14 protein-coding genes are annotated in these 16,145 nt (G+C 41.3%); 4 read left to right on the forward strand and 10 right to left on the reverse strand.

Translation table 11 applies throughout. From position 1 onward, the window contains the following. Positions 1-300: 300 nt before the first annotated feature. From CHB62_RS13315 to CHB62_RS13345, 7 genes are all read right to left on the reverse strand, one after another. Positions 301-732, reverse strand: a complete 432-nt coding sequence (locus CHB62_RS13315; protein ID WP_089367214.1) for a hypothetical protein — start codon at positions 730-732, stop codon at positions 301-303. Positions 733-821: 89 nt separating this feature from the next. Further along, positions 822-1,406, reverse strand: a complete 585-nt coding sequence (locus CHB62_RS13320) for a hypothetical protein (protein ID WP_089367215.1) — start codon at positions 1,404-1,406, stop codon at positions 822-824. Positions 1,407-1,679: 273 nt separating this feature from the next. Further along, positions 1,680-3,974 carry a RelA/SpoT family protein gene (locus tag CHB62_RS13325; protein ID WP_089367216.1) on the reverse strand — a complete coding sequence of 765 codons (2,295 nt, stop codon included), beginning with the start codon at positions 3,972-3,974 and terminating at the stop codon, positions 1,680-1,682. Between the two features lie 40 nt (positions 3,975-4,014). Further along, the gene (locus CHB62_RS13330) at positions 4,015-5,151 is read right to left on the reverse strand and encodes a lytic transglycosylase domain-containing protein (RefSeq protein ID WP_089367217.1); all 1,137 of its coding nucleotides are present in this window, start codon (positions 5,149-5,151) and stop codon (positions 4,015-4,017) included. A gap of 40 nt (positions 5,152-5,191) precedes the next feature. Then, positions 5,192-5,971 carry a DUF5683 domain-containing protein gene (locus CHB62_RS13335; protein ID WP_089367218.1) on the reverse strand — a complete coding sequence of 260 codons (780 nt, stop codon included), beginning with the start codon at positions 5,969-5,971 and terminating at the stop codon, positions 5,192-5,194. Between the two features lie 170 nt (positions 5,972-6,141). After that, the gene (locus CHB62_RS13340; protein WP_089367219.1) at positions 6,142-7,047 is read right to left on the reverse strand and encodes a ParB/RepB/Spo0J family partition protein; all 906 of its coding nucleotides are present in this window, start codon (positions 7,045-7,047) and stop codon (positions 6,142-6,144) included. A 210-nt stretch (positions 7,048-7,257) separates the two neighbouring features. After that, a complete protein-coding gene (locus CHB62_RS13345; RefSeq protein WP_089367220.1) occupies positions 7,258-8,025 on the reverse strand; it encodes a ParA family protein in 768 nt (255 codons plus the stop codon). 114 nt (positions 8,026-8,139) lie between these two features. Between CHB62_RS13345 and surE the strand changes: the two genes are divergently transcribed. Together surE and lpxB are read left to right on the forward strand one after the other, a co-directional pair. Next, positions 8,140-8,913, forward strand: a complete 774-nt coding sequence (gene surE / locus CHB62_RS13350) for a 5'/3'-nucleotidase SurE (protein WP_089367221.1) — start codon at positions 8,140-8,142, stop codon at positions 8,911-8,913. A gap of 12 nt (positions 8,914-8,925) precedes the next feature. Continuing rightward, the gene (gene lpxB, locus CHB62_RS13355; RefSeq protein WP_089367222.1) at positions 8,926-10,125 is read left to right on the forward strand and encodes a lipid-A-disaccharide synthase; all 1,200 of its coding nucleotides are present in this window, start codon (positions 8,926-8,928) and stop codon (positions 10,123-10,125) included. Between the two features lie 228 nt (positions 10,126-10,353). Here lpxB and alaS read toward each other — a convergent pair whose 3' ends face one another. Next, on the reverse strand, positions 10,354-13,020 hold the full coding sequence (gene alaS / locus CHB62_RS13360) for an alanine--tRNA ligase (RefSeq protein ID WP_089367223.1): 2,667 nt from the start codon (positions 13,018-13,020) through the stop codon (positions 10,354-10,356). Between the two features lie 178 nt (positions 13,021-13,198). On the opposite strand from alaS, the gene CHB62_RS13365 reads away from it, so the two are divergent. Next, positions 13,199-13,537, forward strand: a complete 339-nt coding sequence (locus CHB62_RS13365; protein ID WP_089367224.1) for a MerR family transcriptional regulator — start codon at positions 13,199-13,201, stop codon at positions 13,535-13,537. A 493-nt stretch (positions 13,538-14,030) separates the two neighbouring features. Here CHB62_RS13365 and CHB62_RS13370 read toward each other — a convergent pair whose 3' ends face one another. Together CHB62_RS13370 and CHB62_RS13375 are read right to left on the reverse strand one after the other, a co-directional pair. Next, the gene (locus CHB62_RS13370) at positions 14,031-14,726 is read right to left on the reverse strand and encodes an HNH endonuclease (RefSeq protein ID WP_089367225.1); all 696 of its coding nucleotides are present in this window, start codon (positions 14,724-14,726) and stop codon (positions 14,031-14,033) included. Between the two features lie 2 nt (positions 14,727-14,728). Continuing rightward, a complete protein-coding gene (locus CHB62_RS13375; protein ID WP_089367226.1) occupies positions 14,729-15,844 on the reverse strand; it encodes an AAA family ATPase in 1,116 nt (371 codons plus the stop codon). A 55-nt stretch (positions 15,845-15,899) separates the two neighbouring features. Between CHB62_RS13375 and CHB62_RS13380 the strand changes: the two genes are divergently transcribed. Continuing rightward, positions 15,900-16,145: helix-turn-helix domain-containing protein (locus CHB62_RS13380; RefSeq protein ID WP_009012764.1), on the forward strand; the 246-nt coding region annotated here is incomplete at its 3' end.

Consider the following 16,145-nt stretch of genomic DNA (forward strand, 5'->3'; position numbering starts at 1 on the left):
GTGCTTAATTGGACTTCAAAAGGGCGTTAGCAAGGGTCTTAAAGAGCATCTTTTGCAAGCCAAAAGGGCGTCTTTTAGAAGCCAAAAGAGCATGTGTTGGATTTGAGCTGTACAAAAATAGTTTACAAACATGATTTAATAAGGGAATAAGCAGGTTATAGACGACAGATAGACATCACACCTAATTACATTTATCATATAGTTTTCCCCCCCTTATAAAACAATCTTATTGGAGGTAAGCTTACCATGTATGTGGATTAATCTCATTCTATTAACAATCTACACATTTAACGGAAGAACCTATTTTAATGCTATATATATATTTGTTGCATACAATCCTCTCTCCTTATATTGCCAAAAATAAGTTTTCATGTGCAGAACAGAAGTAAGTTTATTGGCTACAGAATAGTTCTCGAAGTCGTCCATTTGGAGTTTTGACAATATTATAAAAGGAGGTGTCCATTTATCTAAAAGACTCAATGTCAAACCTTCAGGAATAAATTCTTTTCGTCTATCTTTTAATGATATCCCTAAATAAACACGAATTGGATATTCATGGGAATCTATATAGTTCTGACACTCTTTTGAAAGCAGAAACCCTTTTTTAAGCCATTCTTTTCTTTCTAAGTTTGGAGAAAAGAAATCTGTTATATGCTTGTCCGTTTCTGTATTATTAGATAAGTGAAAGCTTTCAATCCATTTTCTTATTTTATTTTCAGTAATATTCTCCATCTTCGCTTTCTAAGTAATGTGGTAATACTTTATCCTTGTGAGTATCTAAAAGTTGTTCTGGAAATTTTGTTTTATTATTAGTAGTATCATTATGAAATGGCGGCAATAATAAACATAAGTAAGTTCATACCTAAGACCACTATGCTTAAAGGTAGGACAAAACGGTCTCGGATTATTTGAAAGTTAAAAAGGATTATTCCGATGACACCAAGAGCCCACAAAATAAGAACGGGCTTATAGCAAGGAAAAAGCACATCAAAGAATAACCAGAATGTAGTTCGTGGGTTACCTTTCTCGCATAATCCATAGTAAGGTATTCCTTCTTTCTCATTTTTTATTTCATCCTTAACAGTATAGAAAGCAACGGTTTCACCCTTTTTCCCATTATGTTGAAAACATAGCCAACCATCATAACGTTGAGTTATATATACATTAGTGTCATTTTTAATTTTTAGAGTTGCATCATTAAACTCTCCACCTGTATGTTCCCAATAAGAAACAACCCCTTCTTTATATTCAAGATTGTTTATTTTTTTGCATGTGTTACTTATCGTAACAAAGTCAACATATAAACAACAACAGATGAAGAACAAACCAATCGTATATGATGTCTTCCTATGGCTTAGAAAGAATCTTTTAGCTTTCTTTTCTATTAGGGAGATATTTATGTTCATATATTATTAGAGCTCATCTGTCATTCCGGATGATACACCTTTTTATATTGGTCTTTAATTTCTCTCTCTAAGGCGTTATGGATACCCGTACGAGTTAGATATTCACCAGATGCCCTGTTTCTCTGTGTTGGTTACATGAAACGTTAAAAATGACAGCAACTAAAAATAAAACTATTCTTGTAAGCTGTGTAATAGTCTCATTCTTGTTGGGGTTTTATCACTCGGTAGATTGGAAGGACGCTTTATCTTGAGGTTAGATAGTTCTTTAGAGTACTAAAGAACCTCTAAAACCTCTTGTACATCCTTGATATTCTTCATACTTTCAACGATAAACTGTACATCTTTGCGGTCGTGAACTTGCATCTCAATCGTTCCCTCAAAGATTCCATTATCGCTGGAAATGGTTATCTTACGGATATTAATACCTAACTGGTCGGAGAGAACATCAGAGATGTCGTGCAGCATACCACTACGGTCAATACCACGAATCTCAATCGTTGCATCGAAGAACAAACGACGGTGCATATCCCATTTGGCATCTAAGATTCTACCGCCGTAGCTTGCTTTCAACTTTGCAGCTACTGGACAGGCACGCTTATGAATCTCGATATGGTTTTTGTTGTCAATATATCCGAGGACATCATCACCTGGGATAGCATGGCAGCAATGTGGGAAGAGATAGCGATGTATGTTTTCTTCGTTGATGAAGATAGGCTTCTTTCTGTTGAGTTCTTTGGTTACAACAATTAAGCCTTCAGTACACTCTGTATCTTTAGCCTCTACAGACTCTGTTGTCTTCTTGTCATTCGACTTCAAGAAAGGAACGTATCGACGCCAACCACGTGAGGTAACAGTCTTCTCTGACTTTGACTTTCCACGAAGTTCATTCAAGTCAGTATCGCCAAGGATAACGGTCTTGTCTCCAACGGCAAGGAAAAGACTGTCATGCTTACGAAGGTCGTGTAGTTCGCAAAGCTTATCTAAGGTAGCAGTTGTCATCTCAAGGTCGTGTGCCTTTAGCCACTTCGATAGCTGCTCTTCACCAGCCTTCTGCAACTCACGGCTCTCACGTCGCAAGATAGCTTGTATCTTTGCCTTAGCCTTCGCTGTAGACACAAAGTTAATCCATGAAGGATTGACGTGTTGCGACATCGAAGTCAGGATTTCTACTTGGTCACCACTATTGAGTTTATGGCTCAAAGGAACAAGCTTATGGTTGACCTTTGCACCAATACAATGGCTACCGAGGAAGGTGTGGATTTGGAAAGCAAAGTCGAGTGCCGTACAACCTGCTGGCATCGTCTTAATCTCTCCCTTTGGTGTAAAGACGAAGATTTCAGATGCAAAGAGGTTGAGTTTGATAGCATCGAGGAAGTCCATAGCATCTGGCTGTGGGTCGTCGAGAATCTCTTTTATCGTACTGAGCCACTCGTTCAATTCGCCTTCATCCTCAGTAATCTCACCGCCATCCTTATATTTCCAATGTGCTGCAAAGCCTTGTTCAGCTAATTCGTTCATGTGTTCAGAACGTATCTGCACCTCAATCCAACGGCCCTTAGCAGACATGAGAGTTACGTGCAATGCCTGATAACCATTAGCCTTAGGATGGTTCACCCAGTCACGCAGACGGTCTGGATGACTCTTATAAATCTGACTGATAGCCACATAAATCTGGAAACAGTTGTTGATTTCCTCATCTGGTGACTTCGGTTTATAGATGATTCGTACGGCAAGGATATCGTATATTTCTTCAAAGGTGACGTGTTTGTTCTGCATCTTATTCCAAATAGAATAAGGACTCTTTACACGTGCTTTAAGTTCATATTCAAAGCCCATCTTGTCAAGTTCGGCACGGATAGGTGCTGTGAACTGTTCAAAGAGGGTATCACGCTGTGCTTGTGTTGAAGCGAGTTTCTTCTCAATAGAAGCATAAGCATCAGGATGTTCGTATCGGAAGCTAAGGTCCTCCAGTTCAGTCTTAATCTTATTTAGTCCCAAGCGGTTTGCAAGTGGTGCATAGATGTAGAGCGTTTCACCTGCAATCTTATACTGTTTGCTGGCAGGCTGAGAAGCAAGAGTACGCATGTTGTGCAGACGGTCGCATATCTTGATAAGGATAACGCGAATGTCGTCGCTCATAGTAAGCAAAAGCTTCTTGAAATTCTCAGCTTGTGCTGAAGCCTGTTCGCCAAAGATACCACCAGAAATCTTGGTTAGTCCGTCTACGATTTGTGCTATCTTAGGACCGAAGATATTTTCCATATCTTCCACTGTATAGTCGGTATCTTCTACGACATCATGTAAGAGGGCTGCACAGATACTCGTCGCTCCGAGTCCCATCTCTTCACAAGCAATCTGGGCAACGGCAATAGGGTGCATGATATAAGGTTCGCCCGAGAGTCGGCGCACACCCTTATGCGCTTGTCGTGCGAAGTTGAAAGCCTTGGTAATGATATCAACCTTCTTTCGATGACGTGAAGCAAGATAAGTATCAATGAGATGCTGAAAAGCATCATCTACCATTTTCTCATAGTCAATCTCCTTAACTTCAATATTGTCCTTGTCCATTGTGCATCCTCCCTTTATATAATAAGGTAAAAGAATCTTGTTAGTATGGCATGGCTCCTTGGCTTGTATTAGTAGCCGCAATAGTCATGCTTGGTTCTTCGTTTGGTGTTTCGTTTTGGTAAATCAAATCTTTGTAATCTTTGAACTTCTCAATCATTTCAGAAGGCAGGCGTAGCTTAGCAACACCATTGGTAGCAAAAGCCTTGATTATACCCTGTCGATACTGTGGGTTAAGTACTTTCAAATCGTCCACATTCATACCTAATACATTGGCAATCTTGGCAAGTGTAACGTCCTTCTCTATAATAATCGTGTCGCAGCAGTTAGGCAGACCCGTTGACAGAGGTGTTAGGTTGTAATCAGCATAGTAGTTCATCACATAATTTGCTGCGATGAAAGCGGGAACATAGCCGCGTGTTTCCTTTGGTAAATGCTGATAGACAGCCCAGAAGTCGGCACCACCACCAGCCTTTGTGATAGCACTGCTAACACGTCCCGATCCACAGTTATAGGCAGCAAGTGCCAATGTCCAGTCGCCAAATCGTTTGTAAAGGTCGCTCAGCATACGCGCTGCAGCGTAGGAAGACTTCTCTGGGTCGCGGCGTTCATCAATATAACTGTCAATCTGAAGGTCATATTGTTTACCAGTTTTAGCCATGAATTGCCATAGTCCTGCTGCTCCCACACGTGAGGTAGCATTAGGGTTTAAGCCCGACTCTATCACAGGAAGATACTTCAGCTCTAATGGTAAACCATAGAAACGCAGTGCTTCTTCAAAGATAGGGTTGTAATAACGCGCACGTCCTAAGAGGTAAGAAGTTGATTGGCGTCCTGCCTTTGTGTAGCGATCGATATATTTCTTAACTTCCTCATTACAGGTCATTGTCATCACATTCGATAGATTACGCATCTTACGATCGATGACTTCCATACCGTTTTCTGGCCCTGTTGTGTTCGTAGAGGGTGTATTTTCGAACCCTGTTTGTATGCCACTATTATAGAACTTATCATCTACATAGTCTACATCAACATATCCTGCCATCGTCTCTGATGCATCAGGAATCATCACATTCACAGCTTTACCACGGCTGTCGACAACTGTTTGCTGTTGTGCATAGATTCCGCAGGTTGCTCCCATTGTAATAAGGAAGGAAACAATATATCTCTTTCTACTCATTATTTCTTAGTTAGTTAGCGCAAATACAGTGCGCTGCTGCTTAGAATGTCAGACTACATCCAATACCTATTGCCGATGAACGGAAAGGGTTGTTAGGTGTAGCGATACTCTTATTTGGTATGACCGTCGGTGCAATATGCAGTGAGAGGTCATCTGATATGTCAAAGTCGGATAAGGAAGCGTCTACATAAGCATCAATAACTGACAAGGCATAAACCGCAATAGTAGTAAAGATACTTAGGTCGCGCCATCTACGGTAGCGGTCCTTGCGCTGTTTGAATATGTTCTTATAACGCTCTTCATTGGCAGAGGTGATTGTAGCTCCAAGGTGTAGGAAATTATTATAACTCTGCGTTGTTGGGTCATTATCCATGATGTCCATATAAGCCTGCGCATAATCATGGTACATCTGGTTGTTCCATGTCATGGCATAAACGCAACCTACAAAGCCTCCGTAGAAGATTGGTAGTTTCCAGTACTTACGGTTGTAGGCCTGTCCAGCACCTGGGATGACGAGTGCAAGCCACAAAGCACGCTTAGGATTAGGACGCCATTTAGACCAGTCACGTCCATGCTTCTTCGCCATACCGACACTATCCTTTCGCAGAACAGAAATGAGTTTACCCTCATCATCTGGTGTGAGGATTGCCTTCTCTTCTATATATTTATCCTGCGAACTCGGTATCTCAACGACCGTAGAGTCGCCTGGATACATAACCTTTAACGTGTCATGGGGCAGATCTTGTGCCTGCATGACCGTAACACTGGTGAGCATTCCGGCTATCAACAGTCCTTTGAGGATTCTATTCTTCATCTTCATCACTACCCTTTGTCTTGCTTAAGTTGCTGGTTTGAAGGTCTGTTACTTATTCTTTGCTTTGTGGTCAGCCATTTGTTGAGGCTTCCTATTGCTTGTGAATATTTTTTCTAAACCAGAACACTTGCTTATTTTATACTTACTAATACCTTAATCTTTCCGTGTAGAAAGTCTTACTTCATCTTATCCATCACTTCCATGATGTGAAGTAATTCCTCTTCTGATGCGAACGGAATACTGATCTTACCCTTTCCATCAGCGTTACAACTCATCTGTACCTTCGTATCGAAGAATGATGAGAGTCGCTGCTTGAGGATATTAAACTCCTCTGGAAGGCGAGTTCGAGCAGAAATCTTCTTCTTTGCACTCTGGATATCTTCTCCGTTATTGAGTTGCTGACACAATTCTTCAACCTTGCGAACACTATATCCGTTCTTTAAAATCTCACGATAGAGTTTCAATTGCAGTGAAGGACTATCCAAAGAAAGCAATGCACGAGCATGTCCCATGTCTATTTCTTTCTTTTGCAAACCCATCTGTACCAATGCAGGAAGCTTCAATAGACGAAGGTAATTGGCAATAGCTGCACGGCTCTTACCGACACGCTCTGCCACACGCTCCTGTGTCATTCCACTCTTTTCAAGCAGATGTTCGTAAGCCAAAGCAATCTCAATCGCATTCAAGTCCTCACGCTGGATGTTCTCAACCAGCGCCAACTCCATTACATTCTCGTCCTTAATCGTACGGATATAGGCTGGGACAGCCTTCAAGCCTGCCAACTGACTGGCACGCCAACGGCGTTCTCCTGCAATAATCTGGAAGCGATTATCGTCAATCTGGCGCAGTGTAATTGGCTGAACGAGTCCTAACTCACGAATACTGTTGGCCAACTCTTCCAACGCAACAGGGTCGAATTCACGACGCGGCTGGTTTGGGTTGGCTTCTATCTGGTCTAAGGCAACCTCGTTAATAGTGGAGCTGCCTTGTGTACTGACAGTCTCTGTAGATATCAATGCGTCCAGACCACGGCCGAGGGCATTGGTCTTTGCGTTTCGATTATATTTCTTTTGTACAGCCATAGTCTTTGTTTGGGAGTAAAAAAGGAGTTTAGGTGTTGGTGGAGTTTGTCGCAGTTATGTTCAATATAAAGCGACTCTTTATTCCCAGCTCTATATTTCTTTACGTTCAACAGATGAAGGTCTGCAGTTAGAAATATTAGCTTTGTAATTGGGAGACGGCCTTTCTATTGGTTTCAAAGTCCACCTTTCTGCTCCGTTCCTATCCTCTCTTTATTTCTTATTCTTTTCAATGATTTCCTTTGCAAGGCTCAAGTGATTCTTTGCACCCGTAGAGTCTGCATCATAGAGGATTACTGGTAGACCATGACTCGGACTCTCTGAGAGTTTCACGTTACGCTGGATAACAGCCTTGAACACTAACTCTTGGAAGTGGCGCTTTACCTCATCGTAGATCTGACGGGCAAGACGCAGACGACTGTCGTACATCGTCAGCAGGAAGCCCTCTATCTCCAACTTTGGATTTAGCTTACTCTTGATTATCTTAATGGTGTTCAACAGCTTGCTGATACCCTCCAATGCAAAATATTCACACTGCACAGGAATGATGACTGAGTCGGCTGCTGTCAACGCATTGACGGTAATCAAACCGAGTGACGGACTACAGTCTATTAAGATGTAATCGTATTCGTCACGGATTGGAGCCAATAGATTGCTCATAACCTTCTCACGACCATTAAGCTTCAACATCTCAATTTCAGCTCCAACAAGGTCGATATGGCTCGGAACAATGTCTAATCCTTCTATGTCAGTGGTGTAGATTGCATCTTTTATGTCGGCATGGTCAATGATACATTCGTAAAGAGAACAGTCCACCTCCTTGATGTCCACGCCCAAACCGCTCGATGCATTAGCCTGCGGATCGGCATCAATCACAAGGACAGACTTCTCAAGTGTTGCTAAAGAAGCTGCCAGGTTGATGGTGGTTGTAGTCTTTCCTACGCCGCCTTTTTGGTTGGCAAGTGCGATAATCTTTCCCATTTTTCTATTTAATCCTATACGTTTATTAGGCTACAAAGATACATATTTTATATGAGATTGGAGGGCTTTATAAACCTTTTTTCGTACTTTTGCACTGAAAACAAAGTGAAATTTATGAATTCTAAGAGACCACTCATACTTATATCTAACGATGACGGATATCACTCTAACGGTATTCGTACACTCGTTTCATTTCTTTCTGATTTTGCAGAAATTGTTGTTTGTGCCCCTGAAGCGGGGCGTTCGGGTTTCTCATGTGCTTTTTCGGTGGTTGACTATCTGCTGTTGAAGAAACGGAATAATATCCCTAACTGTGAGGTTTGGTCATGTTCGGGTACGCCTGTCGACTGTGTGAAGTTAGCGTTAGACCGTATTCTTGTTGACCGAAAGCCTGACCTTATCTTGGGAGGTATCAATCATGGAGATAATTCATCAGTCAATAATCATTACAGCGGGACGATGGGTATTGCCTATGAGGGGTGTATGAAATATATCCCTTCTATTGCCTTTTCAAGTTGTGATTACGACCCTAATGCCGACCTTTCTTACCTACGTGATTACGTAAGACTCATTGTCAAGAAAGTTCTTGCTGATGGTCTGCCAAAAGGTGTCTGCCTAAATGTGAACTTCCCTAAGGTTGAGAAGTTTGCAGGACTGAAGGTTTGCCGTATGGGTTGGGGTAGTTGGACAAGAGAGGTTGAGGCTTGTAAGCATCCTCGTGGCTTCGATTACTATTGGATGACAGGGCATTATCGTAACGATGAACCTGATGCGACGGATAATGACCAGTGGGCATTGGCACATGGATATGTGACTGTTACGCCATCCAAGATTGATGTGACGGATTATGAAGTGCTCGACAAGATGAAATCATGGGAATCTCTTTAATTCTTTGATGTTATGAAGTATTACCTGATAGTTGGTGAGGCATCTGGCGACCTACACGCCTCACGCCTTATGCAATCGTTGATGCAATATGACCCTGAGGCTGAGTTTCGTTTCTTCGGAGGTGACTTGATGGCAAAAGTTGGGGGGACACGGGTGAAACACTACCGTGAACTTGCTTATATGGGATTTATTCCTGTATTGCTACATCTGCCTACCATCTTTAAGAATATGAAGATGTGTAAGGAAGATATCATGCGTTGGAAGCCTGATGCTGTAATCCTCGTTGACTATCCAGGATTTAACCTTAGTATCGCAAAGTTTGTAAAGAAAAATACAAGTATTCCTGTCTATTATTATATCTCACCGAAGATTTGGGCATGGAAGGAGTGGCGTATCAAGGCTATCAAGCGTGATATAAAAGAGATGTTCTCTATTCTTCCGTTTGAAGTGGCCTTCTATGAGAAGAAACATCATTACAAAATACATTACGTAGGTAACCCGACAGCCGAGGAGGTTGATAATTTTCTCCATGTTTATTCGGAGTCAAAAGACGAGTTCTGTCAGCGTAATGGGTTGTCTTCTAAACCTATTATTGCCATCCTTGCTGGTAGTCGAAAGCAGGAGATAAAGGATAATCTTCCTTCAATGCTTGAGGCTGCTCGCCATTTTGAGGATTATCAGATGGTAGTTGCTGCAGCACCTTCTATCACTGAGAGTTACTATAAGAGGTTCTTAGAAAATAGTGAGGCTAAGATGGTGAAGACGCAGACTTACGAACTACTTGCACATGCCACTGTGGCACTTGTTACCAGTGGTACGGCAACTCTTGAGACTGCTTTGCTAAATGTTCCACAGGTTGTTTGCTATGAAACGCCAGTTCCAAAATTGATTCGCTTTGCTTTCAAGCATATTATTAAAGTACGTTTTATCTCGCTTGTCAATCTTATTGCCGACAAGGAGATTGTGCAAGAACTTCTTGCTGATCGTTTCTCAATTCGCAATATTGCCAACGAGTTGTATCGGATTCTTCCTGGTCAACCTTTGCGTGAACGTATGTTAGCTGATTATCAACTTGTTCGTGAACGATTAGGTAACGAGGTAGCACCTGATAATGCGGCAAGAATTATGGTTGAGAAGTTGACGAATAGGCGTGTCTATGATATGTCAAGTAAACCGGAAAACGAGTTTATAAGCGAACAAATTTACGAATAAGTAGCATACTTAAAAGCATGCCTATTCGTCAAGCAGCAGATTGATTTTAGGCGAATAGTTCTTTGCTCCCGAATTATTTTCATGAAAATAAATATTTTTTTTCATGAAGATAAATATTTCTTTTCACGTAAATAATATTTTCTTTTCATGTAAATAATTCGAGAGAAATAGGTAAATAAAAAAATAAGGAGAGCCGAAAGCTCTCCTTATTCCTTGTATTTAATAGCATTATAAGCTAATTAGTTCAATCACTTTATCCACTGCCTCTCTTATTCCATCGGCATTCTTACCGCCTGCTTGAGCGTAGTGTGGTTGGCCACCACCGCCACCTTGGATAAGTTTAGCAGCCTCACGAATAATCTTACCAGCATTCAGATCGTTGTCTTTTACCATGTCATCACTGAGCATAATTGATAGAAGAGGACGATTCTCATGTACTGAACCGAGTACACAAACGAGCTTCTCTGGTAATGCCTCACGCACTTTAAAGACGATGTCCTTAGCTGAAGCTGGATCGATTGGTAATACTGCCTTCACAACATGTACACCATTTACGGTCTCAGCACGCTCCACCATGTTCTTTGCAGCACGACTAACGGCCTGTGCACGGAAGCTCTCAAGCTCCTTCTTCATGTGGTCGTTCTCCTCAACAAACTTAGAGAGAACTGCCTTAAGGTCCTTAGCATTGTTGAACATTGCCTTTAAGTCGCGCAAAGTGTCTTCAAGGAAGTAGATGGCATTCTCGCATGTTTTACCTGTCATAGCCTCGATACGGCGTACACCTGCAGCCACACTGCTTTCGCTAACAATCTTGAAGAAACCAATGCGGCCAGTTGATGTGGCATGAATACCACCACAGAACTCACAGCTTGGACCGAAGCGAACAACACGAACCTTGTCGCCATACTTCTCCCCGAAGAGGGCTACTGCACCCATCTTCTTTGCTTCCTCCATTGGAGTGTTACGGTGCTCGTCCATTGGATAATCCTTACGAATCATCTCATTAACGAGTCTCTCTACCTTACGAAGCTCCTCATCGGTAATCTTCTGGAAGTGAGAAACGTCAAAGCGGAGGGTGTCAGGACTTACGTATGAACCCTTTTGCTCAGCATGTTCACCGAGAACCTGCTTCAAAGCATAATCGAGAAGGTGGGTTGCGGTGTGGTTGGCAGCTGAAGCGTCACGCTTCTCAGTGTCAACACAAGCCATGAAATCTGCCTCAATGTTCTTTGGTAATTCCTTAACGATATGTATGCTCTGGTTGTTCTCACGCTTGGTGTCGATGACATTGATTGTCTCATCTTCGCTAACGAGTACACCCTGGTCGCCTACCTGACCACCCATCTCACCATAGAAAGGTGTGAAATCGAGAACAAGCTCATAGAAACTATTCTTCTTCTGAGTCACCTTGCGGTAGCGGAGGATATGGCACTCGTATTCTGTATAGTCGTAACCAACAAACTCCTGTTCGCCTTCACGTAATACTTCCCAGTCGCCATTCTCTACAGCGGCAGCATTGCGGGCACGTGCCTTCTGCTGTTCCATCTCCTCATTGAACTGCTTCTCATCCACAGTATAACCATTTTCACCACAGATAAGTTCGGTGAGATCGAGTGGGAAACCGTAGGTATCGAAAAGACGGAATGCCTCTTTACCATCGAGTTGGGTCTGACCATGTGCCTTCAGTTCGTCCATTGCACCGTTAAGGAGCATGATACCCTTCTCCAATGTACGCAAGAATGAGTCTTCCTCTTCCTTCATGACACGGCCTATCAACTCTCGTTGTGCTACGAGTTCTGGGTATGCACCTCCCATCTCACGTACCAATACGTTGATTAACTTATACATAAAGGCTTCCTTCTGACCAAGGAAGGTATAGGCATAACGTACGGCACGACGGAGGATTCGGCGGATAACATATCCTGCCTTAGCATTGCTTGGCAACTGACCATCGGCAATTGAGAATGCAACAGCACGAAGATGGTCGGCAACAACACGCATGGCGATGTCTACCTTCTGCTCTTCGTTGACACCCTCACCATTAGGACCTTCTGGGAAAGTGTGGTTATATTTCTTACCTGAGAGGTTCTCTATCTCTGCAATGACTGGTGCGAAGATGTCTGTATCGTAGTTAGAGTTCTTGCCTTGCATGAGACGAACGAGACGCTCGAAGCCCATACCTGTATCGATAACGTGCATCTTCAATGGGTCAAGACTACCATCAGCCTTACGATTGAATTGCATGAATACGATGTTCCATATCTCAATAACCTGTGGGTGATCTTTGTTTACAAGTTCTTCACCAGGCACTTTTGCCTTCTCTTCCTCTGAACGGAAGTCAATATGAATCTCTGAACAAGGACCACAAGGACCAGTGTCACCCATCTCCCAGAAGTTATCGTGCTTGTTTCCGTTGACGATATGATTCTTTGGGAAATGCTTCTCCCAGTAGCTTGCTGCCTCATCATCACGTGATATTCCCTCTGCCTTATCACCCTCAAAGACGGTTACATAGAGGTCTTTTGGGTCAAGGTGGAGTACGTCTACAAGGTATTCGTAGGCGTAATCAATTGCTCCTTCTTTGAAATAGTCGCCGAAACTCCAGTTACCTAACATCTCGAACATGGTGTGGTGGCTAAGAGCTGCATCACGACCTACCTCTTCCAAGTCGTTGTGCTTACCACTAACACGCAGACATTTCTGTGAGTCTGTACGGCGGCGAGGCTCTGGATCCTTTGTTCCGAGGATAATATCTTTCCACTGGTTCATACCAGCATTAGTGAACATCAGCGTAGGGTCGTCCTTAATAACCATAGGGGCAGACGGTACGATAACGTGTCCCTTCGACTCAAAGAATTTCAAGTAAGAGTCGCGGATTTCGTTTGCTGTCATCATCTTTATTTTATTTTTAATTCAATTTTTCTACCTAAAAGTGTTGCAAAGATACTGACTTTTGAGTATTTTTGCAAACAATTAGGCTGCTGAATACGTAAAAACTTCTTTTAGAGGTGGGCGTAGTCTTTCCTTTCAGACCTAAGATAGTGTAAATAATTGATATAAAAGATACTAAGACATGGCTGAGAATCCGCGCAAACTGTATTATTCTATTAAGGAAGTGGCACAGCAGATGAACGTTACGGAGAGTCTGTTGAGATACTGGGAAACCGAGTTTCCACACCTTCGTCCTAAGACGACGGGCAATCGTGTGCGCCAGTATACGGAGAAGGACATTGAACAGATAAAGGTTATTTACAATCTTGTCAAGGTGCGTGGCTTTAAGATTGCTGCAGCTCGCAAGATGTTGCAGGAGAATAGGAATGGTGTTGAAAAGAGTCAAAAGGTAATGGAGACGCTCATTTCTGTGCGCGATCAGCTGAAAGAACTTAAGAAACAGTTAGATGGTTTAGTATAGACGGCATATTAAGGGGAAAAGCCCTCAGAGATATGTCACATCAATTAGCAAATCATAGAGAGGATTTTTGTATTCTTATTTCCCCTATTTTATTTTTGTTTTTAGTTGCTGTCATTTTTAACATTTTTGATAGAGAGTTTATAATAAGTCACTTACAGTGTGGTTTATTGTGATAGGAGTGACAGCAACTTTCAGATTGTAGCTATACTACTTCACACTCGGTCTTTCATATCAAGGCTGAATAGTATCTGTTTTCTACCTATTACCTTGCTTTTACAAGTCCCTTTTTATGTGACTTACAACTGTCATCACACTTCGTGTTTACGGTTAGCACGCCTCGTGCAAACACTGAGCACAAGGCGTGCTAACCATAAATACCAAAGTACGGAACACTCTTGACAAATTCTTGCAATAATAAGCTTTACTCCGTCAAGCTTCTATTACTTCTAAAGTCTTCCCTTTCTTGTTTGCAAATAAAGATGATATTGCACTTTTATACCAGATTATCCTTCTTCTTGTTATAGTTTTGTACAATATTCTCTACTAATTGAATAAACCTTTCTTTTTCATCAACATTTAAATCTGGTAGAGATAAGAGATTAATTAATTCTGCTATAATGTTTCCTTTGTTGTTTTCATATATCTTATTCTTCACACGTTCCTCTGCTAATCCTACTCGGTACAAGTGGCAGGTTTCAATTGTAAAAGAACCTTTTTTCGTCTTCCCTTTATATAGGATATCATTTAATAGTTCTATATGGTCAGAATACTTATCATATAATGGGTGAATTATTCTAAAGCCTTTACCTGATTTAGGATATGTCTTAGTTCGTGGTGTAGTTAGTACTTCTGCTGTTCCTTTATATTGATTACAGATAGGACAGGCTATACACAAGTTTTGTGGGAGGAACATCCATTCGGGATGTTCTTTCTTATATACTATGTGTTCGCGATGCATGGGGACACAAGCTGGAGATGTATGAATTCGACAAAAAGCGCATAACTCGTTTTGCTTCTTGTACATATCTTTTCGAAGATTCTCCTTAAAGCTTTTTATATATGTCTTTTTAGAATCCCAGTCTTCAGGAACGAGCCCAGAAACCTTCTCTTCCAGTTCTCTAATAGCTAGCCTTTCTTCCTTAGTAGGCTTATATGGTTCTTGAATAATAAAATCTTCTATCTCGGTCATCGTTACTTATTGTATGTTTCCACAATTGTATTTAGAATCATCTTCATCGGATCAATATCACTTAGGTGTCTTGAAATTTCTTGTAGTTCCTTTAATTCTCTAGCAACCTCTTTTGGATTGATGGAGTTATTCCCCATCTTTTCTAATAATTTCCCTATGCGTTCTCCAAAATAACGATTTCTATCTGTTGCAGTCTTAAAAACTTTAAGTAACACTTCCTCTGCAGACCATCCATAGGTACAATCAGATATAGGTGTACCTTTTAAACTTCCTAATTCATCTTTCTCTAATTGAACGACAGACGAGCGATTTATTGGCAGATCTGATACTAACATATGACTATGAGTTGCTATAAGAAAATGACAACTTTGTTTTGTTATAGCTCTATCAAGGTTATCTATTATACTCATCTGCCAATTTGGGTGTAAGCTCTGCTCTGGCTCATCAATTAATACTAGCGAGTGAGGATTACTAACAGCAGTAGATATACTTAAGATGGTTGATAGCATTGCAAATTCTCCGGAACTCATCTCCTCGGATGTGACATGATACCCTTGTTTATAGAACATTACATTTACAGAATTCACTAAACCATATTGCTTTAATCTATATATGCATTGTAGTTCTTCAAGAGAGTTATTTGAATCGTTATCTTTATCTAAATCCAAGTCGTAGTTATGATAGGGGTTACCTGATGATGTTTTACTATTATAGAATTGATAGAATTGGGCTATTTTTTCATTTCTTTCTTTTTCTTTAAGATTGCTAAAATCCTTGGTTTTCTTTACTTGACGAGAAATCTCCCATAGTACACGATTTTCTCTCCGGACTTTCATAACCAACGAATATGATAACGATACCTTGTGATCATATTTTATAAAGTCAAGAGTAGATAGAACGTTTTGACGTTGTCGTTTATTCATCTGTTCACTTAATGTAAACAATAACCTGAACGCAATAGCAGAAGAGGATATTATATTTCCATTAACATGAGCTCGCAAGTTCAACATAGAACTGCAATCCCAAGTGCTGGTGTAGCTTAATAATCTATACCTGAAAACACCGAGGGGTTTGGGGGCGAGAAGCCCCCATGAGAAGAAAATCAACAAGCAATGCATAAAAATAAGAAAGGGAGACCTCTGTCTCCCAAAGATTAATTAATTTTGCATTGCAATGTACAAACAATTAACCTCGGAGCAAAGGTACACAATTTCTGTGCTACTCCAAAATAGAACGAAACAAAAAGATATTGCCAAGGCGATAAATGTAAGTGCAAGTACAGTGTCTCGTGAAATAAGACGTAATAGCGGAGTCAGAAGACACTATAATTGGGAAACTGCCCAAGCAAATGCAGTACAAACAAGGCGCAGAAAGCCAGGCAATCGTTCAGTAGACAAGGATGTCATGGAAGAGGCGAAG

The organism is Prevotella jejuni (assembly GCF_900187995.1).
Classification (GTDB): domain Bacteria; phylum Bacteroidota; class Bacteroidia; order Bacteroidales; family Bacteroidaceae; genus Prevotella; species Prevotella jejuni.

Coding starts and splice junctions, on each gene's coding strand:
- CHB62_RS13375 (WP_089367226.1), bottom strand. CDS start 15,844: ATGCATTGCTTGTTGATTTTCTTCTCATGGGGGCTTCTCGCCCCCAAA.
- CHB62_RS13345 (WP_089367220.1), bottom strand. CDS start 8,025: ATGGGAAAGATTATCGCACTTGCCAACCAAAAAGGCGGCGTAGGAAAG.
- CHB62_RS13325 (WP_089367216.1), bottom strand. CDS start 3,974: ATGGACAAGGACAATATTGAAGTTAAGGAGATTGACTATGAGAAAATG.
- CHB62_RS13365 (WP_089367224.1), top strand. CDS start 13,199: ATGGCTGAGAATCCGCGCAAACTGTATTATTCTATTAAGGAAGTGGCA.
- lpxB (WP_089367222.1), top strand. CDS start 8,926: ATGAAGTATTACCTGATAGTTGGTGAGGCATCTGGCGACCTACACGCC.
- CHB62_RS13335 (WP_089367218.1), bottom strand. CDS start 5,971: ATGAAGATGAAGAATAGAATCCTCAAAGGACTGTTGATAGCCGGAATG.
- alaS (WP_089367223.1), bottom strand. CDS start 13,020: ATGATGACAGCAAACGAAATCCGCGACTCTTACTTGAAATTCTTTGAG.
- CHB62_RS13315 (WP_089367214.1), bottom strand. CDS start 732: ATGGAGAATATTACTGAAAATAAAATAAGAAAATGGATTGAAAGCTTT.
- CHB62_RS13340 (WP_089367219.1), bottom strand. CDS start 7,047: ATGGCTGTACAAAAGAAATATAATCGAAACGCAAAGACCAATGCCCTC.
- CHB62_RS13330 (WP_089367217.1), bottom strand. CDS start 5,151: ATGAGTAGAAAGAGATATATTGTTTCCTTCCTTATTACAATGGGAGCA.
- CHB62_RS13370 (WP_089367225.1), bottom strand. CDS start 14,726: ATGACCGAGATAGAAGATTTTATTATTCAAGAACCATATAAGCCTACT.
- CHB62_RS13320 (WP_089367215.1), bottom strand. CDS start 1,406: ATGAACATAAATATCTCCCTAATAGAAAAGAAAGCTAAAAGATTCTTT.
- surE (WP_089367221.1), top strand. CDS start 8,140: ATGAATTCTAAGAGACCACTCATACTTATATCTAACGATGACGGATAT.